Origin of the sequence: Pseudomonas resinovorans NBRC 106553, assembly GCF_000412695.1 — a bacterium.
Taxonomy (GTDB): domain Bacteria; phylum Pseudomonadota; class Gammaproteobacteria; order Pseudomonadales; family Pseudomonadaceae; genus Metapseudomonas; species Metapseudomonas resinovorans_A.
Genome location: NC_021499.1, coordinates 126,075 through 149,878 on the forward strand (window position 1 = coordinate 126,075; position 23,804 = coordinate 149,878).

Annotated in this window: 14 protein-coding genes, 3 tRNA genes and 3 rRNA genes; 14 read left to right on the forward strand and 6 right to left on the reverse strand. The window is 63.6% G+C overall.

Features of this window, described 5'->3' with window-relative positions; genetic code table 11:
- Positions 1-257 precede the first annotated feature (257 nt).
- The 6 genes from PCA10_RS00585 to PCA10_RS00610 all read left to right on the forward strand — a co-directional run bounded on the left by PCA10_RS00585 (position 258) and on the right by PCA10_RS00610 (position 6,566).
- Positions 258-1,794: ribosomal RNA gene (locus tag PCA10_RS00585) — 16S ribosomal RNA — on the forward strand.
- A gap of 65 nt (positions 1,795-1,859) precedes the next feature.
- A tRNA-Ile gene (locus tag PCA10_RS00590) sits at positions 1,860-1,936 on the forward strand.
- A gap of 32 nt (positions 1,937-1,968) precedes the next feature.
- Positions 1,969-2,044, forward strand: a tRNA-Ala gene (locus PCA10_RS00595).
- Between the two features lie 227 nt (positions 2,045-2,271).
- A 23S ribosomal RNA gene (locus PCA10_RS00600) occupies positions 2,272-5,162 on the forward strand.
- Between the two features lie 141 nt (positions 5,163-5,303).
- Positions 5,304-5,419: ribosomal RNA gene (gene rrf / locus PCA10_RS00605) — 5S ribosomal RNA — on the forward strand.
- Together the 16S, 23S and 5S rRNA genes with 2 tRNA genes alongside form the textbook arrangement of a ribosomal RNA operon.
- Before the next feature lie 154 nt (positions 5,420-5,573).
- On the forward strand, positions 5,574-6,566 hold the full coding sequence (locus PCA10_RS00610) for an asparaginase (RefSeq protein WP_041770074.1): 993 nt from the start codon (positions 5,574-5,576) through the stop codon (positions 6,564-6,566).
- 16 nt (positions 6,567-6,582) lie between these two features.
- Here the strand turns inward: PCA10_RS00610 and PCA10_RS00615 are convergent, their stop codons facing one another.
- Entirely contained in the window at positions 6,583-8,871 is a 2,289-nt protein-coding gene (locus PCA10_RS00615; protein ID WP_231866609.1) for a multiheme c-type cytochrome, read from the reverse strand.
- 177 nt (positions 8,872-9,048) lie between these two features.
- Here PCA10_RS00615 and PCA10_RS00620 point away from each other — a divergent pair, with 177 nt between their 5' ends.
- Both PCA10_RS00620 and PCA10_RS00625 read left to right on the forward strand, forming a co-directional pair.
- Positions 9,049-10,461, forward strand: coding sequence for an alginate export family protein (locus tag PCA10_RS00620; protein WP_016490064.1), 1,413 nt, complete (start codon positions 9,049-9,051; stop codon positions 10,459-10,461).
- Positions 10,462-10,502: 41 nt separating this feature from the next.
- The gene (locus tag PCA10_RS00625) at positions 10,503-12,173 is read left to right on the forward strand and encodes an arylsulfatase (protein ID WP_016490065.1); all 1,671 of its coding nucleotides are present in this window, start codon (positions 10,503-10,505) and stop codon (positions 12,171-12,173) included.
- A gap of 37 nt (positions 12,174-12,210) precedes the next feature.
- Here PCA10_RS00625 and PCA10_RS00630 read toward each other — a convergent pair whose 3' ends face one another.
- The 3 genes from PCA10_RS00630 to PCA10_RS00640 form a co-directional block, all read right to left on the reverse strand.
- Positions 12,211-13,275, reverse strand: a complete 1,065-nt coding sequence (locus tag PCA10_RS00630) for an AraC family transcriptional regulator (protein WP_016490066.1) — start codon at positions 13,273-13,275, stop codon at positions 12,211-12,213.
- A 133-nt stretch (positions 13,276-13,408) separates the two neighbouring features.
- The gene (locus PCA10_RS00635) at positions 13,409-14,410 is read right to left on the reverse strand and encodes an alpha/beta fold hydrolase (RefSeq protein WP_016490067.1); all 1,002 of its coding nucleotides are present in this window, start codon (positions 14,408-14,410) and stop codon (positions 13,409-13,411) included.
- 155 nt (positions 14,411-14,565) lie between these two features.
- Positions 14,566-14,642 (reverse strand) — tRNA-Arg (locus PCA10_RS00640).
- A 321-nt stretch (positions 14,643-14,963) separates the two neighbouring features.
- On the opposite strand from PCA10_RS00640, the gene gabD reads away from it, so the two are divergent.
- The 4 genes from gabD (at position 14,964) to PCA10_RS00660 (ending at position 20,626) form a co-directional block, all read left to right on the forward strand.
- A complete protein-coding gene (gabD, locus tag PCA10_RS00645) occupies positions 14,964-16,415 on the forward strand; it encodes an NADP-dependent succinate-semialdehyde dehydrogenase (RefSeq protein ID WP_016490068.1) in 1,452 nt (483 codons plus the stop codon).
- A 169-nt stretch (positions 16,416-16,584) separates the two neighbouring features.
- Positions 16,585-17,862 carry a 4-aminobutyrate--2-oxoglutarate transaminase gene (gabT, locus tag PCA10_RS00650; protein WP_016490069.1) on the forward strand — a complete coding sequence of 426 codons (1,278 nt, stop codon included), beginning with the start codon at positions 16,585-16,587 and terminating at the stop codon, positions 17,860-17,862.
- A gap of 218 nt (positions 17,863-18,080) precedes the next feature.
- Positions 18,081-19,289 (forward strand): HDOD domain-containing protein, encoded by a 1,209-nt coding sequence (locus PCA10_RS00655; RefSeq protein ID WP_016490070.1) that lies wholly within the window; start codon positions 18,081-18,083, stop codon positions 19,287-19,289.
- A gap of 116 nt (positions 19,290-19,405) precedes the next feature.
- The gene (locus tag PCA10_RS00660) at positions 19,406-20,626 is read left to right on the forward strand and encodes an HDOD domain-containing protein (RefSeq protein WP_041770075.1); all 1,221 of its coding nucleotides are present in this window, start codon (positions 19,406-19,408) and stop codon (positions 20,624-20,626) included.
- Here PCA10_RS00660 and PCA10_RS00665 read toward each other — a convergent pair.
- Both PCA10_RS00665 and PCA10_RS00670 read right to left on the reverse strand, forming a co-directional pair.
- Positions 20,623-21,213 carry a 2-hydroxychromene-2-carboxylate isomerase gene (locus tag PCA10_RS00665; RefSeq protein ID WP_016490072.1) on the reverse strand — a complete coding sequence of 197 codons (591 nt, stop codon included), beginning with the start codon at positions 21,211-21,213 and terminating at the stop codon, positions 20,623-20,625. The two genes, PCA10_RS00660 and PCA10_RS00665, sit on opposite strands and share 4 nt — an antisense overlap.
- A gap of 157 nt (positions 21,214-21,370) precedes the next feature.
- Positions 21,371-22,111 (reverse strand): SDR family oxidoreductase, encoded by a 741-nt coding sequence (locus PCA10_RS00670; RefSeq protein ID WP_016490073.1) that lies wholly within the window; start codon positions 22,109-22,111, stop codon positions 21,371-21,373.
- An 86-nt stretch (positions 22,112-22,197) separates the two neighbouring features.
- On the opposite strand from PCA10_RS00670, the gene PCA10_RS00675 reads away from it, so the two are divergent.
- Together PCA10_RS00675 and PCA10_RS00680 are read left to right on the forward strand one after the other, a co-directional pair.
- Positions 22,198-22,770, forward strand: a complete 573-nt coding sequence (locus PCA10_RS00675) for a TetR/AcrR family transcriptional regulator (protein WP_016490074.1) — start codon at positions 22,198-22,200, stop codon at positions 22,768-22,770.
- 48 nt (positions 22,771-22,818) lie between these two features.
- A complete protein-coding gene (locus PCA10_RS00680) occupies positions 22,819-23,736 on the forward strand; it encodes an autotransporter outer membrane beta-barrel domain-containing protein (RefSeq protein ID WP_016490075.1) in 918 nt (305 codons plus the stop codon).
- The last annotated feature ends 68 nt before the right edge of the window (positions 23,737-23,804 follow it).

A 23,804-nucleotide genomic window follows, 5' to 3' on the forward strand; every position in this document is an offset into this window, starting at 1 on the left:
TGAGTAGAAAGAGAAATTCTTCGAAAAACAGCTTGACAGCAAGAAAGGCTGCTGTAGAATGCGCGGCCTCGGTTGAGACGAAAGACTTGATCGAAACGCTCTTTAACAACTGAATCAAGCAATTCGTGTGGGTGCTTGTGAAGTAAGACTGATAGTCGACTGATTATCAGCAACACAAGTAACTCTTCGTGAATTCAAAGAGTTTATTTGCGATTGCTGAGCCAAGTTTAGGGTTTTCTCAAAACCCAAGCAGTATTGAACTGAAGAGTTTGATCATGGCTCAGATTGAACGCTGGCGGCAGGCCTAACACATGCAAGTCGAGCGGCAGCGGGTCCTTCGGGATGCCGGCGAGCGGCGGACGGGTGAGTAATGCCTAGGAATCTGCCTGGTAGTGGGGGATAACGTTCGGAAACGGACGCTAATACCGCATACGTCCTACGGGAGAAAGTGGGGGATCTTCGGACCTCACGCTATCAGATGAGCCTAGGTCGGATTAGCTAGTTGGTGGGGTAAAGGCTCACCAAGGCGACGATCCGTAACTGGTCTGAGAGGATGATCAGTCACACTGGAACTGAGACACGGTCCAGACTCCTACGGGAGGCAGCAGTGGGGAATATTGGACAATGGGCGAAAGCCTGATCCAGCCATGCCGCGTGTGTGAAGAAGGTCTTCGGATTGTAAAGCACTTTAAGTTGGGAGGAAGGGCAGTAAGTTAATACCTTGCTGTTTTGACGTTACCAACAGAATAAGCACCGGCTAACTTCGTGCCAGCAGCCGCGGTAATACGAAGGGTGCAAGCGTTAATCGGAATTACTGGGCGTAAAGCGCGCGTAGGTGGTTCAGCAAGTTGGAGGTGAAATCCCCGGGCTCAACCTGGGAACTGCCTCCAAAACTACTGAGCTAGAGTACGGTAGAGGGTAGTGGAATTTCCTGTGTAGCGGTGAAATGCGTAGATATAGGAAGGAACACCAGTGGCGAAGGCGACTACCTGGACTGATACTGACACTGAGGTGCGAAAGCGTGGGGAGCAAACAGGATTAGATACCCTGGTAGTCCACGCCGTAAACGATGTCGACTAGCCGTTGGGATCCTTGAGATCTTAGTGGCGCAGCTAACGCGATAAGTCGACCGCCTGGGGAGTACGGCCGCAAGGTTAAAACTCAAATGAATTGACGGGGGCCCGCACAAGCGGTGGAGCATGTGGTTTAATTCGAAGCAACGCGAAGAACCTTACCTGGCCTTGACATGCTGAGAACTTTCCAGAGATGGATTGGTGCCTTCGGGAACTCAGACACAGGTGCTGCATGGCTGTCGTCAGCTCGTGTCGTGAGATGTTGGGTTAAGTCCCGTAACGAGCGCAACCCTTGTCCTTAGTTACCAGCACGTTATGGTGGGCACTCTAAGGAGACTGCCGGTGACAAACCGGAGGAAGGTGGGGATGACGTCAAGTCATCATGGCCCTTACGGCCAGGGCTACACACGTGCTACAATGGTCGGTACAAAGGGTTGCCAAGCCGCGAGGTGGAGCTAATCCCATAAAACCGATCGTAGTCCGGATCGCAGTCTGCAACTCGACTGCGTGAAGTCGGAATCGCTAGTAATCGTGAATCAGAATGTCACGGTGAATACGTTCCCGGGCCTTGTACACACCGCCCGTCACACCATGGGAGTGGGTTGCTCCAGAAGTAGCTAGTCTAACCGCAAGGGGGACGGTTACCACGGAGTGATTCATGACTGGGGTGAAGTCGTAACAAGGTAGCCGTAGGGGAACCTGCGGCTGGATCACCTCCTTAATCGAAGGCTTCAGCTTCTTCATAAGTTCCCACACGAATTGCTTGATTCAATTGCGAAGGCGATTGGGTCTGTAGCTCAGTTGGTTAGAGCGCACCCCTGATAAGGGTGAGGTCGGCAGTTCGAATCTGCCCAGACCCACCAATTGTCGCGGGGTCGTATGACCGGTTGACATTGGGGCCATAGCTCAGCTGGGAGAGCGCCTGCTTTGCACGCAGGAGGTCAGGAGTTCGATCCTCCTTGGCTCCACCATCTCCAGGCTGATCAAGAGTCCAGAATTGAATATCTCGAGTGGGATATTGAATTCTGAACTTTGCTTCAGAATCGTTCTTTAAAAATTCGGGTATGTGATAGAAGTGACTTGTTGAGTGTTTCACTGCACTCAATGAATCAAGGTAAAATTTGCGAGTTCAAGCGCGAATTTTCGGCGAATGTCGTCTTCACCCCTATGATCACGAGCAGATTGCTTGGGGTTATATGGTCAAGTGAAGAAGCGCATACGGTGGATGCCTTGGCAGTCAGAGGCGATGAAAGACGTGGTAGCCTGCGATAAGCTTCGGGGAGTCGGCAAACAGACTTTGATCCGGAGATCTCTGAATGGGGGAACCCACCTAGGATAACCTAGGTATCTTGTACTGAATCCATAGGTGCAAGAGGCGAACCAGGGGAACTGAAACATCTAAGTACCCTGAGGAATAGAAATCAACCGAGATTCCCTTAGTAGTGGCGAGCGAACGGGGATTAGCCCTTAAGCTTCTTGGATTTTAGCGGAACGCTCTGGAAAGTGCGGCCATAGTGGGTGATAGCCCCGTACGCGAAAGGGTCCAGGAAGTGAAATCGAGTAGGACGGAGCACGAGAAACTTTGTCTGAATATGGGGGGACCATCCTCCAAGGCTAAATACTACTGACTGACCGATAGTGAACCAGTACCGTGAGGGAAAGGCGAAAAGAACCCCGGAGAGGGGAGTGAAATAGAACCTGAAACCGTATGCGTACAAGCAGTGGGAGCCTACTTTGTTAGGTGACTGCGTACCTTTTGTATAATGGGTCAGCGACTTATATTCAGTGGCGAGCTTAACCGAATAGGGGAGGCGTAGCGAAAGCGAGTCTTAATAGGGCGTTTAGTCGCTGGGTATAGACCCGAAACCGGGCGATCTATCCATGGGCAGGTTGAAGGTTAGGTAACACTGACTGGAGGACCGAACCGACTACCGTTGAAAAGTTAGCGGATGACCTGTGGATCGGAGTGAAAGGCTAATCAAGCTCGGAGATAGCTGGTTCTCCTCGAAAGCTATTTAGGTAGCGCCTCACGTATCACTCCAGGGGGTAGAGCACTGTTTCGGCTAGGGGGTCATCCCGACTTACCAAACCGATGCAAACTCCGAATACCTGGAAGTGTCAGCGTGGGAGACACACGGCGGGTGCTAACGTCCGTCGTGAAAAGGGAAACAACCCAGACCGTCAGCTAAGGTCCCAAAGTTATGGTTAAGTGGGAAACGATGTGGGAAGGCTTAGACAGCTAGGAGGTTGGCTTAGAAGCAGCCACCCTTTAAAGAAAGCGTAATAGCTCACTAGTCGAGTCGGCCTGCGCGGAAGATGTAACGGGGCTCAAACCATACACCGAAGCTACGGGTTCGTCGTAAGACGAGCGGTAGAGGAGCGTTCTGTAAGCCTGTGAAGGTGAGTTGAGAAGCTTGCTGGAGGTATCAGAAGTGCGAATGCTGACATGAGTAACGACAATGCGAGTGAAAAACTCGCACGCCGAAAGACCAAGGGTTCCTGCGCAACGTTAATCGACGCAGGGTGAGTCGGCTCCTAAGGCGAGGCAGAAATGCGTAGTCGATGGGAAACGGGTTAATATTCCCGTACTTCTAATTACTGCGATGGGGGGACGGAGAAGGCTAGGCCAGCTTGGCGTTGGTTGTCCAAGTTTAAGGTGGTAGGCCGAACACTTAGGCAAATCCGGGTGTTCAAGGCCGAGAGCTGATGACGAGTGTTCTTTTAGAACATGAAGTGGTTGATGCCATGCTTCCAGGAAAAGCCTCTAAGCTTCAGGTAATTAGGAACCGTACCCCAAACCGACACAGGTGGTTGGGTAGAGAATACCAAGGCGCTTGAGAGAACTCGGGTGAAGGAACTAGGCAAAATGGCACCGTAACTTCGGGAGAAGGTGCGCCGGTGAGGGTGAAGGACTTGCTCCGTAAGCTCATGCCGGTCGAAGATACCAGGCCGCTGCGACTGTTTATTAAAAACACAGCACTCTGCAAACACGAAAGTGGACGTATAGGGTGTGACGCCTGCCCGGTGCCGGAAGGTTAATTGATGGGGTTAGCGCAAGCGAAGCTCTTGATCGAAGCCCCGGTAAACGGCGGCCGTAACTATAACGGTCCTAAGGTAGCGAAATTCCTTGTCGGGTAAGTTCCGACCTGCACGAATGGCGTAACGATGGCGGCGCTGTCTCCACCCGAGACTCAGTGAAATTGAAATCGCTGTGAAGATGCAGTGTATCCGCGGCTAGACGGAAAGACCCCGTGAACCTTTACTGTAGCTTTGCACTGGACTTTGAGCCTGCTTGTGTAGGATAGGTGGGAGGCTTTGAAGCGAGGACGCCAGTTCTCGTGGAGCCATCCTTGAAATACCACCCTGGCATGCTTGAGGTTCTAACTCTGGTCCGTCATCCGGATCGAGGACAGTGTATGGTGGGCAGTTTGACTGGGGCGGTCTCCTCCTAAAGAGTAACGGAGGAGTACGAAGGTGCGCTCAGACCGGTCGGAAATCGGTCGTAGAGTATAAAGGCAAAAGCGCGCTTGACTGCGAGACAGACACGTCGAGCAGGTACGAAAGTAGGTCTTAGTGATCCGGTGGTTCTGTATGGAAGGGCCATCGCTCAACGGATAAAAGGTACTCCGGGGATAACAGGCTGATACCGCCCAAGAGTTCATATCGACGGCGGTGTTTGGCACCTCGATGTCGGCTCATCACATCCTGGGGCTGAAGCCGGTCCCAAGGGTATGGCTGTTCGCCATTTAAAGTGGTACGCGAGCTGGGTTTAGAACGTCGTGAGACAGTTCGGTCCCTATCTGCCGTGGACGTTTGAGATTTGAGAGGGGCTGCTCCTAGTACGAGAGGACCGGAGTGGACGAACCTCTGGTGTTCCGGTTGTCACGCCAGTGGCATCGCCGGGTAGCTATGTTCGGAAGAGATAACCGCTGAAAGCATCTAAGCGGGAAACTCGCCTCAAGATGAGATCTCACTGGGATCTTGAATCCCCTAAAGGGCCGTCGAAGACTACGACGTTGATAGGTTGGGTGTGTAAGCGCTGTGAGGCGTTGAGCTAACCAATACTAATTGCCCGTGAGGCTTGACCATATAACACCCAAACAATCTGGTGATTGTGGGTGCGACTGGTTGAAGTCGATAGAAACCGAAAGTTCGCAAGAACCGCAAATACCCAGACTGTCACATACCTGATTCGGGATCGCGCCTCACCGCGAGATCCCAACCGAATTGCTTGACGACCATAGAGCGTTGGAACCACCTGATCCCATCCCGAACTCAGTAGTGAAACGACGCATCGCCGATGGTAGTGTGGAGCTTCTCCATGTGAGAGTAGGTCATCGTCAAGCTTCTATCCCAAACCCCCGATACGCCTCGCGTATCGGGGGTTTGTCTTTGTGCGCGAAAAACTGGGCGCGCGAAATAACCCTATGACACCGGTAGGCCAGGGCTCGACCCGGGATTAGGATGGCGGGACTGCACTACAACAAGAACGGAGAACCCATGTCCCCCTCCAGCAAGCTCCTGGTGCTCTACACCGGGGGCACCATCGGCATGCAGATGACCGCCGCCGGCCTTGCCCCGGCCTCCGGTTTTGAAGCCCGGCTCAAGGCCGAACAGCTCGCACACCCGCAACGTCCCGTACCCCACTGGATATTCCGCGAGATGTCGCCGCTCCTCGATAGCGCCAACATGACCCAGGCCAATTGGTTGCAGATGCGCGACGCCATAGTCGAGGGCGTCGACAGGGACGGTTGTGATGCCGTGCTGCTGCTGCATGGCACCGATACGCTTGCCTATAGCGCCGCTGCGCTGTCCTTCCTGCTACTCGGCCTGCCAGCCCCCGTGGTGTTGACCGGCTCGATGCAGCCCGCAGGTGTCAAAGGCGGTGACGCATGGCCGAATCTCTTCGGCGCCCTGGCGCAGCTCCAGGCTGGCGTGGAGCCCGGCGTCCACCTGTTCTTCAATGGCCAGTTGCTGCCAGGCGCAAGGGTCAGCAAGCAGAAGAGCGAAGCGTTCGACGCCTTTGCCGAATCCCGTCGTCCGCTCCGTGGCAAACGCACCGAGCAGATTCCCTCGGACCTGGACTATCGCCAACCCCGCCGTCCGGTGACGATGGCCGTCCAGCCGCTGTTCCCCGGCCTTGGCGCCGCCCAGTTGCACGCGGTATTGGAAAGCGGCATCCAGTGCGTGCTGCTCGAGTGCTACGGCAGTGGCACTGGTCCCTCCGACAACCTCGAATTGCTCGCCGTCCTGAAGGAAGCACACGCCAAGGGCGTGGTGCTCGCTGCCATCAGCCAGTGTCCCGAAGGTGCGGTGGAGTTCGACATCTATGCCGCCGGCAGCCTGCTGGCCAGCACCGGGCTCGTCTCCTGCGCCGGCATGACCCGCGAAGCCGCACTGGGGAAACTGTTCAGTCTGCTTGGCGTCGGCCTGCCCCAGGGCGAAGTGGAACGCCGACTTGGCCAGGATCTCTGTGGAGAACTGACAGGCTAGCTGTCGGACTGCGGATTCAGGAGCCGGATGGCTCCGGGCCGCAGGCGTGTTGAACGTCCCCCGCGGCCGGCGCCTGCTCGCCCAGCAGGCGTTGCACCGTCTCCGCCTGCGGTTGCAGGCGTTGCAGGCATCCGGCGTGCCGCAGCGCTGCCGCGTGCTGTCCGGCCTTCCAGTTGAAGCGCGTCGCGGCCTCCCGCAGCGGCGCGTCATAGGGGTGCTGCCGGGTTAGTTTCTCCAGGATCTGCAGCGCCGCGCCTGGATCCCCGGACCAGAGATTGAGTACCCGGGCATAGGCTATCTGCCTGTCGTCCGGCGCCAGCCGGAATGCCTCGGCGAGGCTGGCCCGGGCCTTGTCGGCCTGGCGCAGGCGTACCTGGGTCAGACCAAGCGCGTAGTGCAGGACCGCCGTATCGGGTTGCCGGGCGATACCTTCCGCCAACAGCGCGGAGGCCTGGTCGTCTTGTCCCAGGGCACGCAGCAGATCAGCCAGGTTGAGCCGCGCCTGCAGATGGGCGGGGTCCAGGCGCAGGGCTTGCGTCAGTTCAGCGCGCGCCGCTTCGTTGCTCCCTTGGCGTTGGCGCAGCAGAGCAAGGGCGACGCGGCTGTCGGCACGGTCGGCGTGGAGCGCCAGGCTGTCCTCGTACTCGGCCAGGGCCTTGGCGTACTGGCCGGCCAGCGACTCGGGCAGCTGCACGTCCGTCAACACCCTCGCCGCCTCACTGCGCACCGCACGCAGCGAGTCGCCGAGCAAGGGGCCGAGGATCTGCGCGCGTTGTTGCGCGGGTGCCCGTTCCAGGCCGGCAATGCTGGCCAGACGAACCTCCGGATCCGGATCACCGAGGCCCTTGGCCAGTGCATCCCAATGCACATCGGCGTTGGTCTGACCCAGGCGTGCGGCGGCACTCGCGCGGACGACCGCCGGCTGGCCCTGCTCGCCCAGCAGGTGTGCCAGCTCCTCGATCGCACTGGGCAAGCCCTGCTCGGCATCGGAGAAGGCCTCGGCGAAGGTCTGCAGCCCCGTCTTGCGCTGGGGATAGTGTTCGCCAATCGCCTTGGCCGCCCACGCCGCACTGCGATCGCTATGACACTGCGTGCAGGCATCAGGCGTGCCCAGGCGCTCGCTGAGGTCGGGGCGAGGAATGCGCAGGCTGTGGTCGCGCCTTGGGTCCACGACCATATAGGTCGTCTCCGGCATGTGGCAGCTGACGCATTGCCCACCGGAGGAGCCTGGCGGATGAAAGTGATGCGCCGGCGTATCGAACGTAGCTGCTTGGTGGCATTGCGTGCACAGCGCATTGCCCTGTAGGCGAAGCTTCTGGCCATGGGGCTCGTGGCAGTCGCTGCACGTCACGCCGGCGGCGAACATGCGGCTCTGGGCGAACGACGCGGAAATGAACACCTCCTCCCTTTGCTGGCCGTCGGCGTGGTAAAGCCCTGGTTCCAGCGTCACCGGCCGATAGTGGTCGAGCAACGGCCGGCCCGGTTGATAACCCTCGGCGATCTGCGCCCGGCGTGAATGACACTGGGCGCAGACCTCATGTTCCTTGCGCTGGGCCAGCGGCGCGCTGCGCCGGGCCGTGAGTCGCTCCAGGCTGGCGCGCCAGCTGCTGCCGCGACGCTCGTCCAGCAGCAGGGTCAGCCCCTTGTCAGTGCCCTGCGCACCCGTGCGGGCCCAACGCAGATGCGCGGCGCCGGGCCCGTGGCAGGCCTCGCAGCCCACCACCTGTTCCGCGCTCCGGGTATTGAAGCGATCCCGCTCCGCGTCATAACCCTTGCGTACCGCGGTGGAATGGCAGTCGGCGCACATGAAGTTCCAGTTCTGCGACGGGGCCGTCCAGTGCAGCGGGTCGCCGGGCCGAATCCTTGCGTCCGGATACAAGGAAAACCAGCGTTGCCCACCCGTGGCCCGAGAACGGCTGTCCCACGCGATGGTCAGGGCCTGCAGCCGACCATCGGGGAACTCCACCAGGTATTGCTGCAAGGGGTCGAGGCCGAAGGTGTAGCGCACTTCGAACTCGGCCATGCGGCCGTCCGCACCTTCGGTCCAGACGTAGAAACGCTCGTCCCGCCGATAGAAGCGCGACTCGACCCCGGCCTGCTCGAAGCGCGCATCGGCGAAGTCGCCAAGTACGGTCTCGGCGCTCGCGTGTTGCATGGCATGGGCGTGCTGGGAGCCCTGCCAGGCCTGGTACTGCGCCTGGTGGCAGGTGGCGCAGGCCTGGCTGCCGAGGTAGTCGCCCGCGCTGGGCGCGGCCGCCGCCCGATGGGCTATCAGCAGCAAGAGCAACAGGACAGTTCTGAGCATGGGCAGGGTCGCTTGCAAGGAAGCGCTCATCCTCGCCGCGCGAAAGATCGTCGACCAGGCGGGCCGGCAAATAGCTGCGCGCAGACGCAAGCCGTTGCGCGCAGTCGATAACGCTCCTTGCCTGCCACTCCAAATACTGGAAGCCCCGGTCACAACAACAAGATTCCGGAGACTTCCATGCGTCACCTTGCCGTTGCCTTGCTTCCTTCCCTTGGCCTCTTCGCCGGTGCTCCCTGCTTTGCCGGCGCCACTCCCCAGGCGCAAACCGACCCGCTGGAGCAGAGCCGCCCCCTGCGTCCGGGGCAGCCGCGCTGGCTGGAGGACTACCGTTTCCTCGACGATCCGGCCAAACGCACCGACCCCTTCGATGCCCTGCGCTTCCATCGGCTCAGTGAATCGTCCTGGCTGCAGCTGGGTGGCGAAGTGCGCCTGCGTGCCGACCATGTCTCCAACCCGCTGTTCGGCCTTACGCCCGTGGAGGACGACAGCTACTGGCAGCAACGCGTCCACCTGCATGGCGACCTGCACCTGCTGGACGACAGCCTGCGCGCCTTCGTCCAGCTGGAAGACACCCGCAGCCACGGACAGGAGGTGGTGGGGCCACGTGACCAGGGGCGTACGGACATCCACCAGGCGTTCCTCGAGAGCAACTGGGTGCTCGACGATGCGCGCCTGGGCGTGCGGCTCGGGCGCCAGGAAATGGCCTACGGCGCCCATGCCCTGGTGACCTATGCGGAAACCCCCAACATCCGGCAGAACTTCGATGGCCTGCGCACCAGCCTGAGCGCACGGGACGGGCGGCGCCTGGATGTCTTCGCCGTGCGCCCGGTCGCCTATGACAACGACGACTTCGACGACAGCAGCGACGATGCCACGAGCTTCTACGGGCTCTACGGCACCCTGCCCTGGAGCCAGGGCGTGGGTATCGATCTCTACGCCATGGGCATCGAGCGCGACCACATCACCTGGAACGGCCGCGCCGGCGCCGAAGAACGCTACACCCTCGGCACACGCCTCTACGGACAACGCTCGGGCTTCGACTGGAGCTGGGACTTCATGCACCAGTTCGGCGATTTCGAAGGCAAGGACATCAACGCCTGGAGTCTCTGGGGCGAGGGCGGCTACACCCTGCAGAATCCCTGGAAGGTGCGCCTGGGCATGCGCCTGGATGCCTCCAGCGGCGACCGCGATCGCAACGACGGCGAGCTCAACACCTTCGACCCGCTCTACACCAAGACCGGCGTCTACGGCGAAGCGGGCCTGATCGCCCCCGCCAACCTGATCGCGGTCGGCCCGGTGCTGGGCTTCTCGCCGCACCGGGAGGTTCGCATCGAACCGGCCATCTTCCGGCTCTGGCGGCAAAGCGACGAAGACGCCGTGTACCTGCCCGGCACCCGCGCCGTTCCGGGTAGCGCCGCGGTGTCGGGCCACGACCTCGGCACCTCCTACCGGGTCAACGCCCGCTGGACCCCCACCGCGAACCTCGCCATCGACCTCGACTACCAGTTCTACGACACCGGTGAGGTGTTCCAGAACCTGGGTGGCAAGGACACCCACTTCATCTCCGTGCGCACATCGTTCCGCTTCTGAAGCGACGCCTGCCCATCACCATCATCACGAGGGATCACCCCATGAACCTGAGAAGATTCAGCCTGGCCTTGCTGGCCAGCGGCGCCTTCAGCCTGGGTAGCCAGGCGGCGGACAAGCCCAATGTGCTCATCATCCTGGCCGACGACCTGGGCTACAGCGACATCGGCAGCTTCGGTGGCGAAATCGAGACCCCGAACATCGACCAACTGGCCGCCAGAGGCCTGCGCCTGACCAACTTCCACACGGCGCCCACCTGCTCGCCGACCCGTTCAATGCTGCTGTCGGGCACCGACAACCACCAGGCGGGCCTGGGCAACATGGGTGAGCTGATGCAGGACTTCCAGAAGGGCAAGCCGGGCTACGAGGGATACCTCAACCAGCGCGTGGCCAGCCTGGCGGAGGTCATGCACGACGCCGGCTACAACACCTACACCACCGGCAAGTGGCACCTGGGCCGCACCGAGGAGCTGAGCCCCAAGGCGCGTGGCTTCGACCGCTCCTTCATCCTGGTGCAGGGTGGCGCCAGCCACTTCGATGACCAGAAGGCGATCATCAGCGTCGATCCCAAGGCGATCTACCGCGAGGACGGCAAGCAGGTCGAGGTGCCCAAGGGCTTCTACTCCAGCGCCTTCTACACCGACAAGCTGATCGACTACATCGAGACCGACCGCAAGAGCGGCAAGCCCTTCCTCGCCCTGCTGTCCTACACCGCGCCCCACTGGCCGCTGCACGCGCCGCAGCCGTGGCTGGACAAGTACCGTGGCCGCTACGACCAGGGCTACGAGCCGGTGCGCCAGGCGCGCCTGGAAAAGATGGCCGAGCAGGGCATAGTGCCCAAGGGCACCACCGCCACCACGCCCATGGCCGGCCGCCTGCCGAACTGGTCGCAGCTGAGCGACGAGCAACGCAAGCGCGAGGCGCGCGGCATGGAGGTTTACGCCGGCATGGTGGACAACATGGACTTCCACATCGGCCGCCTGCTCGACTACCTGCGCCGCAACGGCGAGCTGGACAACACCATGATCGTCTTCCTCTCCGACAACGGCGCGGACGGCAACAGCCCGGTGGACCTGCCCGGCAACCGCGAGTGGTTCGCCAAGGACTTCGACAACAGCTACGAGAACATCGGCCGCAAGGGCTCCTACACCGACTACGGCGCGCAATGGGCGCAGGTCAGCGCCACGCCGTTCCCCTACTTCAAGGGCTTCACCCGCCAGGGCGGCATCACCGCGCCGCTGATCGTCAAATACCCTGCCCTGATCAAGGAGGGCGGCCACGTCAGCCACGCCTTCACCCATGTCATGGACCTCATGCCGACCATCCTCGACGTCACCGGCGTCAGCGCACCGGGTGCGCGTTTCCGTGGCCGTGAAGTGCAGCCCATGCAGGGCGTGTCCATGGTGCCGGCGCTGCGCGGCGGCGACCTGCCCGAGCGCGCGGTCGGCTGGGAGCTGTTCGGCCGCAAGGCGCTGCGCAAGGGCGACTGGAAGATGGTGTGGATGGGGCCGCCGTACGGCACAGCGGCCTGGCAGCTCTACAACCTGGCCGAGGACCCGGCGGAAAGCCGCGACCTGGCCGCCGCAGAGCCCGCCAAGCTGGCCGAGCTCGGCCGTGACTGGCAGGCCTACGCCCAGCGCAACAACGTGCTCGATGGTGAATTCCACATCAAGTACGGCTTCGAGACCTGCCTCTACGAGTTCTGCTTCAAATGATCCGCGCGCCGGCCGCCTTCTAGGGCGGCCGGCCGCGTCAGGTGCTTACCGTCACACGGCGCGCCAGGGTCTGCGAGGGGCTTTCGCCGAAGGCCTGGCGGTAGGCGGCGGTGAAGTGGCTGGGCTGGCTGAAGCCCCAGTGGAAGGCCAGTTCGGCCAGCGACTGTGCATCCGTGTCGCCGCGCAGCAGCCGTTCGCGTATCGCCAGCAGGCGCCGGCTCATGATGTAGCGGGCCGGGCTGGTGCCCAGGCTGTTGCGGAAGGCCTGCTCGAGGCTGCGCCGGCTGGCGCCGCTGACCGTCACCAGTGCCGCCATGTCGATGCGCCCCCGCAGGTGGGCGTGGATGTAGTCCACCGCGCGTTTCACGCTGCCCGGCATCAGCGCCCGCTCCTGTATCCCGGGTAGCGGGAGCAGGTCCAGCAGGCCCTCGCAGAACAGGTGCTGCAGATGTTCCTGGCCGAACGGCGATAGCAGCGCCGACGATCCATTGGCCGACTCGCCATCCACCAGGCGCAGCAGGTTGACCAGGCTGGCCAACCCCGGATGCTGGCGCTCGACCACGCGCACCCGTGGCGCGGACGAGGGCGCCTCCAGGTCGTGGTAGCGCCGCAGGTGGTCGTCCACCAGCGATGCCTGCAGGGCGAACACCACCGCGCGGCTGCCGGCATGCCAGACCACATCCACTTCCTGGCCGGGGCTGAACAGCATCAGCTCACCGCTGCCGGCCACCCGGTGCTGCCCCGCCTGGCTGAGGGCGCCGCGCAGGGGCAGGATTCCATGCCAGCTGCGCAGGGGGCTGGAGCGCACCCGCACACCCTGTACGCCCCATTGGGCGCCGTAGAGTTTCAGTTGCGACAGCGATTGCCAGTGGAAGCGGATATCGAAACGTCCCGCTGCGCCGGCCGGGTCTACCCGGCGTTCCTCCAGCTGGTTGCACAAGAGACCCTGGGCCATGTCGACATCGTCGGAAACGAACGACTGGCCGCCACTGAAGGGCAGGCGATCGGCGAAAGGCAGGTTCAGGGAGCGGCTGCCGCCTTCATAGGAGGTGCGAGCGCTGGCCGGGAGGCCAGGCGAAGGCGCGGCAGGGGGCTGACTCATGACAGGGATCCGTTGCTTGTAGTTGTAGGCCCCGCAAATCGGGGCGTCGGATGTCCGCAGAGTGTAAGGCAGCGGACACCTTTGTTCGAAGCAGCGGATGGATGGCGCGCCCGGGCTGTGGGCGCGCGGGTGGTCACAGGGCCTTGCCCAGCTCCTTCAGCAGAGTCTCGTGGAAGCGCTCCGGCGCTTCCACCTGGGGCGAGTGGCCGAGGTCGGCGAATTCCACCAGGCGCGCCTGGGGAATGCACTTGGCGGCGTCGCGGCCGAGGGTCGGGTAGTCGCCGAGGGTTTTCGCCAGTTCCGCCGGTGCGCGGTTGGCACCGGGGGCGGTGCGATCCAGGCCGCCGATCAGCAGCAGGGTCGGCACCTTGAGACGCTCGAACTCATGGACCACCGGCTGGGTGAAGACCATGTCCGAGGTCTGCGCCTGGTTCCAGGCGACCGCCTCCTTGCCCGGGCCGTTGTACTGCCCGGCGAGCATGTTCACCCAGCGGTCGTACTCCGGCTTCCACTGGCCGTTGTAGTAGAAGCGCAGCTGGTAGTTCTTGATCCCCTCGGCGCTGGTCTTCAGCTCGCCCTGGTAGAGCTGGTCGATGCTGGCGTAGGGCACGCCCTTGGCCTGCCAGTCCTCAAGGCCGATGGGGTTGACCAGCACCAGGCGCTCCACGTCCTGTGGATAAGCAAGGGCGTAGCGAGTGGCGAGCATGCCGCCCATGGAGTGGCCGACCAGCACTACCTTGCCCGCCTTGTTCTCCTGCAACAGTGCGTGGGTGTTCTGCGCCAGCTGGTTGAAACTGAACTGGTAGCCCTTGGGTTTGCTGGATGAGCAGAAGCCGATCTGGTCCGGCGCGATCACCCGGTAGCCGGCCTCGCTCAGCACCTGGATGGTCCGCTCCCAGGTAGCACCGCAGAAATTCTTGCCGTGCAGCAGCACCGCCGTGCGGCCATTGGCCTGGCCCTTGGGCGCGACATCCATGTAGCCCATGGACAGCGACTGGCCCTGGGACTCGAAGGCGAAGCGCTGCTGCGGATAGGGATAGGCGAAGCCCTCCAGCTGCGGGCCGTAGCTGGGCGTGGCGGCCTGGGCGGTGAGGGCCAGGCCCCCGAGCAAGGCGGCGGTGGCAAAGCGGATCATGAGCGTTCCCCCGGTACGGTGATGAAAGCGCCCAGTGTGGCAACGGCGCGCCGTCGTCGTCGGGGGAATGTTTTTGCGGATGTGTCGTGTGCTGGCGGCATTCACCGCCGCAAAAGACAAAGGCCCCAGGATTTCTCCTGGGGCCTTGTCTTATCTGGCGCATCCGGCGGGATTCGAACCCACGACCCCTGCCTTCGGAGGGCAGTACTCTATCCAGCTGAGCTACGGATGCGTATGGGGGCGCCATGATACCCATCTCGGGCCCGTGCGTCCACGCGAGTTGCCTTGTTCGCAATGTTGAACGATGGTCCTGCATTTGGTCATCTTTGATCAGGATTTCGACAGACAGCACCGACTTTTTGTTGATTTTATCGAACGGGCTATTGCCCTTAGGTTTTCAGCGCCCTAGGATTCCGTTTGAGATTTCAAACGCCCCCACGGCGCTCGATAAGCCGGGCCGTTCCAATCGACTCCGTCCTGGCCGATTCGCCATTGGCCGAAGAACAACCACTTGCCCCGGTGCCCGTGCAGCGTCGGTGTGAAGGAGACAGAGATGCAATTGAAAGACGCCACGCTGTTCCGCCAGCAAGCCTATATCGACGGCACCTGGCTGGACGCCGACAGCGGCCAGACCATCAAGGTCAACAACCCGGCCACTGGCGAAATCATCGGCACCGTGCCGAAGATGGGCAGCGCCGAGACCCGCCGCGCCATCGAGGCCGCCGAGCGTGCTCTGCCGGCCTGGCGTGCGCTGACCGCCAAGGAACGCGCCAACAAACTGCGTCGCTGGTTCGAACTGCTGATGGAAAACCAGGACGACCTGGGTCGCCTGATGACCATCGAGCAAGGCAAGCCGCTGGCCGAAGCCAAGGGCGAGATCGCCTACGCCGCTTCCTTCATCGAGTGGTTCGCCGAAGAAGCCAAGCGCATCTATGGCGACGTGATCCCCGGCCACCAGCCCGACAAGCGCCTGATCGTGATCAAGCAGCCCATCGGTGTGACCGCCGCCATCACCCCCTGGAACTTCCCCGCCGCGATGATCACCCGCAAGGCCGGCCCGGCCCTGGCCGCCGGCTGCACCATGGTGATCAAGCCCGCGTCCCAGACTCCGTACTCCGCCCTGGCCCTGGTCGCACTGGCCGAGCGTGCCGGCATCCCGAAAGGCGTGCTGAGCGTGGTCACCGGCAGCGCCGGCGAGGTGGGTGGCGAGCTGACCAGCAACCCCATCGTGCGCAAGCTGTCCTTCACCGGTTCCACCGAAATCGGCCGCCAACTGATGGCCGAATGCGCCAAGGACATCAAGAAAGTGTCCCTGGAGCTGGGTGGCAACGCGCCCTTCATCGTCTTCGATGACGCTGACCTGGACGCCGCCGTCGAAGGCGCGCTGATCTCCAAGTACCGCAACAACGGCCAGACCTGCGTCTGCGCCAACCGCCTGTACGTACAGGACGGCATTTACGACGCCTTCGCCGAGAAACTGAGCGCCGCCGTGGCCAAGCTGAAGATCGGCAACGGTCTGGAAGACGGCACCACCACCGGCCCGCTGATCGACGAGAAGGCCGTGGCCAAGGTCCAGGAGCACATCCAGGACGCCGTTTCCAAAGGCGCCAAGGTCCTCTCCGGCGGCAAGCCCCACGCCCTGGGCGGCACCTTCTTCGAGCCGACCATCCTGGTCGACGTACCGAAGGACGCGGCCGTGGCCAAGGAAGAGACCTTCGGTCCCCTGGCCCCGCTGTTCCGCTTCAAGGACGAGGCCGAAGTCATCGCCATGTCCAACGACACCGAGTTCGGCCTGGCTTCCTACTTCTACGCCCGTGACCTGGGCCGCGTGTTCCGCGTGGCCGAGGCGCTGGAGTACGGCATGGTGGGCATCAACACCGGCCTGATCTCCAACGAAGTGGCGCCCTTCGGCGGCATCAAGGCCTCGGGCCTGGGTCGCGAAGGTTCCAAATACGGCATCGAGGACTACCTGGAGATCAAGTATCTCTGCCTCGGCGGTATCTGATTCAAAGACGGGGCAAGGCGCGAAAGAGCGCGCGGCGCCCCAGCTCCACCCAAAAAGCAAATGGGCCTCCGGCAAGCCCGCGCAGTCGATCATCGAATGCTGCGCTGGCCTATACCGGGGGCATTCATCCTTGAAGCTGCGCCGCCCGATGAGCGGCCGTGAGGAACTTATGAGCAAGAACGAAACCCTGCTGAAACGCCGTGCCGCCGCTGTCGCCCGCGGTGTCAGCCAGATCCACCCGATCGTCGCCGAGCGCGCCGAAAACGCCACCGTCTGGGACGTCGACGGTCGCGAGTACATCGACTTCGCCGGCGGCATCGCCGTACTGAACACCGGCCACCTGCACCCGAAAGTGGTCGCTGCCGTACAAGAGCAGCTGACCAAGCTGACCCACACCTGCTTCCAGGTGCTGGCGTACGAGCCCTACATCGAGCTCTGCGAAGAGATCGCCAAGCGCGTACCGGGTGACTTCGCCAAGAAGACCCTGCTGGTGACCTCCGGCTCCGAAGCCGTTGAGAACGCCGTGAAGATCGCCCGTGCCGCCACCGGCCGCGCCGGCGTGATCGCCTTCACCGGCGCCTACCACGGCCGCACCATGATGACCCTGTCCCTGACCGGCAAGGTCGTTCCGTACTCCGCCGGCATGGGCCTGATGCCCGCAGGCGTGTACCGCGCCGTGGCTCCGTGTGAACTGCACGGCGTGAGCGAAGACGAGTCCATCGCCAGCATCGAGCGCATCTTCAAGAACGATGCCCAGCCCCAGGACATCGCGGCCATCATCATCGAGCCGGTTCAGGGCGAGGGTGGCTTCTACGTCAACTCCAAGGCCTTCATGCAGCGCCTGCGCGCCCTGTGCGACCAGCACGGCATCCTGCTGATCGCCGACGAAGTACAGACCGGCGCTGGCCGTACCGGCACCTTCTTCGCCACCGAGCAGCTGGGCGTAGTGCCTGACCTGACCACCTTCGCCAAGTCCGTTGGCGGCGGCTTCCCGATTTCGGGCGTCGTCGGCAAGGCCGAAATCATGGACAGCATCGCTCCCGGCGGCCTGGGCGGCACCTATGCCGGCAGCCCGATCGCCTGCGCCGCGGCCCTGGCCGTGCTGAAAGTGTTCGACGAAGAGAAACTGCTGGAGCGCAGCCAAGCCGTGGGCGAACGCCTGAAGGCCGGCCTGCGTGAAATCCAGGCCAAGCACAAGGTCATCGGTGACGTCCGTGGCCTGGGTTCGATGATCGCCATCGAGCTGTTCGAAGGCGGCGACGAAAGCAAGCCGGCCGCCGAACTGGTTGGCAAGATCGTTGCCAAGGCACGCGAGAAGGGCCTGATCCTGCTGTCTTGCGGTACCTACTACAACGTCATCCGCTTCCTGATGCCGGTCACCATTCCCGACGCGCAACTGGACAAGGGCATCGCCATTGTCGCCGAGTGCTTCGACGAACTGGCCTGATTCCCCAGGTAGTGAAAGGAGACCCGCTTCGGCGGGTCTTTTTTTGCCTGCGGCACGGCCATCGCGGCGACTTTGGTCTACCCCCACTACCCACCGCCCCGAGCCGCGGTTTAGACTGGCCGCTTGCTAGTATCGCGACGAATCCTACCAACTCTTCGGCTATTTCCTGGCCTCGATTGGCTTCGTCAGGGACGACTTATTCACCACTCGAGGTATCCATGCCGGCCGCCCAGGTACCGGAAATCCTGATCGCCGAGGCTGATCCCTGGACGTCGGAGCTGCTCGCCCAGCTGGTGCTGGACGTGCGCGGCGACGCCCGCGTGGTGCAGGTGGCCGACGGCCGCGAGGCGCTGGCGCGCTGCAAGCGGCGCCTTCCCGACCTGGTGATCGCCGATGGCGAACTCGGCGGTATCGACGGCGTCGAACTGCTGCGTCAACTGCGCCGCCACCCACGGACCCCGGCGTTGCCCTTCGTGCTCATCAGCGGCCGGGTGGATGCGGCCAGCGTGCGTGCCGTGCGGCCCTTGGCGCCATCCGCCTACCTCGGCAAACCCTTCAATGCGGCCAAGCTGCGCAAGCGCCTCGGCGCCCTGCTGCCGGCCGGCGACACCGCCGTGGGCCAACTGACCCCGGCGTTGCTGGTGAGCAGCCTGAAGGAATACCTGGACAGCGTGCGCGAGGAAGGCCAGGGCGCCCCCTTGCTGGACGACGTGCGCGATGCGGTCAACCAGTCCCTGCAGGCGGAGCAGGTGGACCTGCGCGACCTCGACGAGATCTTCTCCCGTGACCCGCAGATCACCGCGCGGCTGATCGCCGCCGCCAATAGCGCCGCCCAACACCTGGGCATGCCTTGCCAGACGCTGGCCCAGGCCATGCAGCGCCTGGGCGTGACCCGGGTGCTCAACCTGGTGCTCGGCATGGCCCTGGAGCGCAATGCCCGGCTCCACGATCCCCGCCTGGCTGAGCTCGCCGAACTGGTCTGGCAGTCCGCCCAGCGCAGCGCCGAACTCGGCTATTGGCTGGCCAGCGAACTGGAGCTGGATGCCGAGCTCTGCTACACCGCCGGCTTGCTCCACAACATGGGCGAACTGGCCCTGCTGCGCAGCCTGCAGGACTGGCAGGACGCCGGCGGCAGCCTCGGCAACGACGAGTTGCAGGACGTCATGCAACGCCGCTCGGCGGGCTTCGGCTCGGCCCTGCGTATCCGCTGGCGACTGCCCTTCGGCCTGCGCGAGCTGGTGGCTGCCTTCCATGGCCTGGGTACCGGCGTGTTCTCCCGCGAGGCCCTGGTGCTGAATCTCTGCGCCGCCCTGCTGCGCCTGCCACGGGGCGAATCCCTGCAACCGCTGATGGAAGAACGCGCCGCACGCTTGCTGCGCCTGGACCCGGCGTTGCTGGAGCGTCTGCCGGCGCGCCTGCTGTCCTGAGGCCGAGAGGGCTGGCGTAGGGCCCCCGGCATTGTCTAGTCTGCTGGAACGCTCACCTGAGTCGTACGGGTGAAATGGACATTTCCGGGAGCTACAGCGGAACAGGATCGCCGCCCATGGCTGAACTTCAACGGGCACCCAGAGTGCTGATCGCCGACCCTGATCGCTGGAGCGCCGAGCTGCTCACCGAGCTGGTGCGCAAGGCGCGTGGCGACGTCCAGCTCGAGGTACTGCAAGACAGCGCCAGTGTCCTCGAACATTGCCGCAACGGCTGGCCCGACCTGCTGATAGTCGATTACGGGCTGCCCGGCATCGGTGGCCTGGAACTGCTGCGCGAAGTCCGTCGCCAGCGCCGTCATCCGCCCGTGCCGTTTTTCCTCATTACCGCGCGGGTGGATGCCGCCAGCGTGCGCGCCGCCCTGCCGCTGGCGCCCACGGCGTACCTGGCAAAGCCGTTCAACGCCGATGACCTGCTGCAGCGCTTGCGCAACCTGCTGCTGGAGCCCGGCGAGGAAGTCCCCAGCCAGGTACCGGCCACGGCAAGCCTGGGTAGCCTCGATGCCTACCTGGCCGAAGCCCGCGAATCATCGGCCGGAGCGCCGCTGTTGAAGGTCGTGCGCGAGGCACTGGAACAGGCCCTGGAAGCCCACAAGCGTGACCTGGCCGAGCTGGAACCGTTGCTCCACCAGGACCCGCAACTGACCGGCCAACTGATCGCCGCCGCCAATAGCGCCGCCCAGCATCTGGGCAGCAACTGCCAGACCCTGGGCCAGGCGCTGGCCAGGCTGGGTCCGCAGCACAGCCTCAACCTCGCCCTGGGCCTGACCCTGCAACGGAGCGTCAGCCTGATCGACCCGCTGCTGGTACCCCACGGCGAGCGCATCTGGCGGCAGGCCCAGCGCACCGCCGATCTCGCCCGCTGGCTGGCGCAGTGCCTGGAGGGTGACAGCGAGCGTTGCTACACGGCCGGCCTGTTGCACCTGCTGGGGGACCTGGCGGTACTGCGCAGTATCCAGAGCTGGCGCGACCTGGGGGGCGAAGGGCTGACCGCCGAACAGGTAGACGATGCGCTGCGCGAACACGCGGCGCCATTCGGCTCGGCCCTGCGCACACGCTGGCGCCTGCCCCTGGAGCTGCGCCAGTTGATCGCCGCCGCCTACCAGCTGGGCGGCGGCGTCTATTCCAGGGACGCCCTCATCCTGCACGTCGCCAAGCTGGTCGCCGAACTGCCCGAAGGCGAAGACGCCACTCAACTGGCCAAGCACAAGGCCGCGCGGATGCTCGACCTCGACGCCGCGGTGCTGGCGTCGCTGCCGAAGCTGGCGCCCAGCGCTTAGGCCAGCGCCTCCTCGACGAAGTCCAGGCGATCCTGGCCGAAGTACATCTCCGTGCCGACGAAGCAGGTAGGCGCGCCGAACACGCCGCGCTTGACCGCTTCCTCGGTGGCCGCCTTGAGGGCGTCCTTCACCTCCTGGTCACCCACCAGGGCCAGCATCGCCTGCGGGTCGAAGCCGGCATCAATCAGGACGGCCCCCAGCACGGCGGGGTCGCCGAGGTTGCGCTTGTCCCGCCAGAGGGCGCGGAACATCGCGTCCAGATAGGCCTCGAAGCGTTCCGGCTGGCGCAGCTGCACGCCGATGGCGCCGCGCATCAGGGTCAGGGTGTTGATGGGGAAGAAGGGGTTGAAGTGCATCGGCACGCCGTAGCGGTGGGCGAAGCGCTGCATGTCGATCATGGTGTGCCGCGCCTTGGCCGGCACCGCCGCCGGTGAGGCATTGCCGGTAGCCTGGAACACGCCGCCGAGCAGCATGGGCCGGTAGCGCAGCTCGGCGCCACGGCGGGCGCAGATACCCGGCAGCTGGGTCCAGGCCAGGTAGCTGGCCGGGCTGCCGAGGTCGAAGAAGAATTCCACGGTCTTGGTCATTCTTGTGCTCTTCCTTTTTTCTGAGGTATTGCGGCCGAGCGAGCGATGTTCAGGCAAGGCGGAGGGCTCGTGGGAAAGCGGAGTTGGCTTCTGCCAATGAGCATTTCACGCGAGGCCTCCAACGCCGCCTGGGCGGCGCGCAGCCGGCTGGGGCACTTCACCATTTCTCGATCCAGGGGCGGAGGTCCAGCTCGAAGGTCCAGGCATCGCGCGGCTGGCTGTGCAGGTACCAGTAGTTCTCGGCGATATGCTCGGGGTCGAGGATGCCGTCCTGGTCCTTCAGCGCATAGCGCTCGGGGAAGCTGTCGCGGATGAAGTCGGTATCGATGGCGCCATCCACCACCACATGGGCGACGTGGATGTTCCTGGGGCCGAGCTCCCGCGCCATGCTCTGGGCCAGGGCGCGGATGCCGTGCTTGGCCCCGGCGAAGGCGGCGAATCCGGCGGCGCCGCGCAGGCCGGCGGTGGCGCCGGTGAAGAGGATGGTGCCGCGCTGGCGGGTGACCATGCGCCTGGCTACCGCCTGGCTGGTGAGGAAGCCCGAGAAGCAGGCCATTTCCCAGATCTTGAAGTACTTGCGCGGCGTCTCGTCGAGGATGCTGCAGGGCACGTTGGCGCCGATATTGAAGACGAAGGCTTCGATCGGGCCGATATCGCGCTCGATGGTTTCCACCAGCTGCGCCACATCCTCTTCCTTGCGCGCGTCGGAGGCGAAGCCGTGGGCTTCGCCGCCTTCGGCGCGGATGGCGTCCACCAGGGGGTGCAGCTTGTCGGCGCTGCGGCGGGTCACGCAGGCCACATAACCTTCGCGGGAGAAACGCCGGGCGATGGCGCCGCCCGTGGCGTCACCGGCGCCAATCACCAGTACGACTTTCTTGTTCTCGGTCTCGCTAGCCATGGAGTTCACCTTTGCTGAACGGTCGTTAGCTGAACGGACGTTATGCTATGCTCGCCAGCGCGTCAAGCCAGTCCCCGGAGGTCGTCGTGCGCTACTCAACCACCCACAAGGAAGAAACCCGCCAGAAGCTGCTGGAAAGCAGCGGCGCCCTCGCCAAGCGCGGCGGTTTCTCCAGTACCGGCGTCGATGGCCTGATGAAGGCCATCGGCCTGACCGGAGGCGCCTTCTACAGCCACTTCCCGTCGAAGAACGACCTCTTCACCGCCATCGTCCAGCGTGAACTCTCCACCAGCCCCATCGGCCTGATGGCCCGTGGCGACGGCTTCTGCCGCGACAAGCTGGAACGCTGCCTGTCGCGCTACCTGAGCATGGCCCATCTGCAGAATGCCGACACCGGCTGCGCGATCCCGGCGCTGGGCGCGGAGATCGCCCGCGCCGATCTTGCGGTGCGCGAGGAAGCCGAGCACTGGATGCTGCAGCTGCAACGGGCCTGGGCGGAAATCCTCGAAGACGGCGAGCTGGCCTGGGCGCTGATTTCCCAGTGTGTAGGCGCCCTGGTGGTGGCGCGGATGCTCGCCCGGGAAGAGACCCAGGCCGAGGTGCTGGAGGCCAGCCGGGCCTTTCTCGGCCGGGTGGTGGACGAGCGCCTGGAGCGCTGAGACGGCGGGGCTAGAGTTATCCACATGTGCCGTCCGAAGGAGCCCGCCATGGGCCTGCCACGATCGTCCGCCATCTTCGGCGGCTTTTGCGTTCTGCTGAGCGCCCCAGCCCTGGCCGATTCCCTGGCCGCGTCCAGCCGGGCGGTGCTGCTGGAAGACAGCCACTTCCTGCGCGACGCCGCTTCCGAGCGCATCCAGCAGGTTCGTTTCTCCTTCCGCGAGCCGCCCCTGGAAGAGGGACAGACCCCGGCGTGGGTCCGGGCCTTCGGCAGCCGTGGATCGGCCGACAGCGACCAACGTGCGCCGCGCCGGGAACGGGATATCGGCGGACTGCTGCTGGGCAGCGAGGGCAAGCTGGGCAGTTGGCTGGTGGGCGGGATGGGCGGTTATTCGGCGACCTCGGTGGAGGTGCGCGGCGCGGACGCGGATATCCACAGCCTGCACCTGGGCGCCTATGCCGGCACCAAGATCTACAACCAGATCGGCGTGAAGCTGGGCGCCGCCTGGAGTGGCCATGACGGTGACAGGCGCGCCGCCGACGGGGGCAGCGGCCAGGTGTTCGGCGAGCTCAGTTATTCCCTGGATTTCCGCGACTTCAGCGCCGAGGGCTTCAGCGAGCTGGCCTATGTGCGGCTGGAGAGCGATTCCCTCGGCGCCCTGGGCAGCCAGCGCGACGAGATCGGCTACAGCACCTTCGGCCTGCGCGGCACCACGCGCATCGACCTGGCCTCCGGCCGGCGCTTGACCGCGCGCATCAGTTCGGGTTGGCGCCATGCCTTGAGCGACAGCCGGCTGGAGGACGAGAGTGGCGCCTCGGTGGCCCTGACCGACGACGCCTTCAGGCTGGACATGGGGCTGGATTACCAGCTCACCGAACAGGCCTACGCGGGGCTCTACTACAACGGCACCTATGCCGAGGATGCCCGGGACAACGGGATGACGGCGCGCCTCAGCCTGCGGTTCTGAGGCGGTGCAGGCCGGTTCCCGGATTTCATCCGGGCTACGGACTGAGGTTCCAGCGCGCCGGGGGTTTG

Bases quoted from the DNA above. Each gene is read 5' to 3' on its own strand.
- gabT (WP_016490069.1), top strand. From the start codon at position 16,585: ATGAGCAAGAACGAAACCCTGCTGAAACGCCGTGCCGCCGCTGTCGCC.
- PCA10_RS00655 (WP_016490070.1), top strand. From the start codon at position 18,081: ATGCCGGCCGCCCAGGTACCGGAAATCCTGATCGCCGAGGCTGATCCC.
- PCA10_RS00615 (WP_231866609.1), bottom strand. From the start codon at position 8,871: ATGCTCAGAACTGTCCTGTTGCTCTTGCTGCTGATAGCCCATCGGGCG.
- PCA10_RS00630 (WP_016490066.1), bottom strand. From the start codon at position 13,275: ATGAGTCAGCCCCCTGCCGCGCCTTCGCCTGGCCTCCCGGCCAGCGCT.
- PCA10_RS00620 (WP_016490064.1), top strand. From the start codon at position 9,049: ATGCGTCACCTTGCCGTTGCCTTGCTTCCTTCCCTTGGCCTCTTCGCC.
- gabD (WP_016490068.1), top strand. From the start codon at position 14,964: ATGCAATTGAAAGACGCCACGCTGTTCCGCCAGCAAGCCTATATCGAC.
- PCA10_RS00680 (WP_016490075.1), top strand. From the start codon at position 22,819: ATGGGCCTGCCACGATCGTCCGCCATCTTCGGCGGCTTTTGCGTTCTG.
- PCA10_RS00665 (WP_016490072.1), bottom strand. From the start codon at position 21,213: ATGACCAAGACCGTGGAATTCTTCTTCGACCTCGGCAGCCCGGCCAGC.
- PCA10_RS00660 (WP_041770075.1), top strand. From the start codon at position 19,406: ATGGCTGAACTTCAACGGGCACCCAGAGTGCTGATCGCCGACCCTGAT.
- PCA10_RS00610 (WP_041770074.1), top strand. From the start codon at position 5,574: ATGTCCCCCTCCAGCAAGCTCCTGGTGCTCTACACCGGGGGCACCATC.
- PCA10_RS00635 (WP_016490067.1), bottom strand. From the start codon at position 14,410: ATGATCCGCTTTGCCACCGCCGCCTTGCTCGGGGGCCTGGCCCTCACC.
- PCA10_RS00625 (WP_016490065.1), top strand. From the start codon at position 10,503: ATGAACCTGAGAAGATTCAGCCTGGCCTTGCTGGCCAGCGGCGCCTTC.
- PCA10_RS00670 (WP_016490073.1), bottom strand. From the start codon at position 22,111: ATGGCTAGCGAGACCGAGAACAAGAAAGTCGTACTGGTGATTGGCGCC.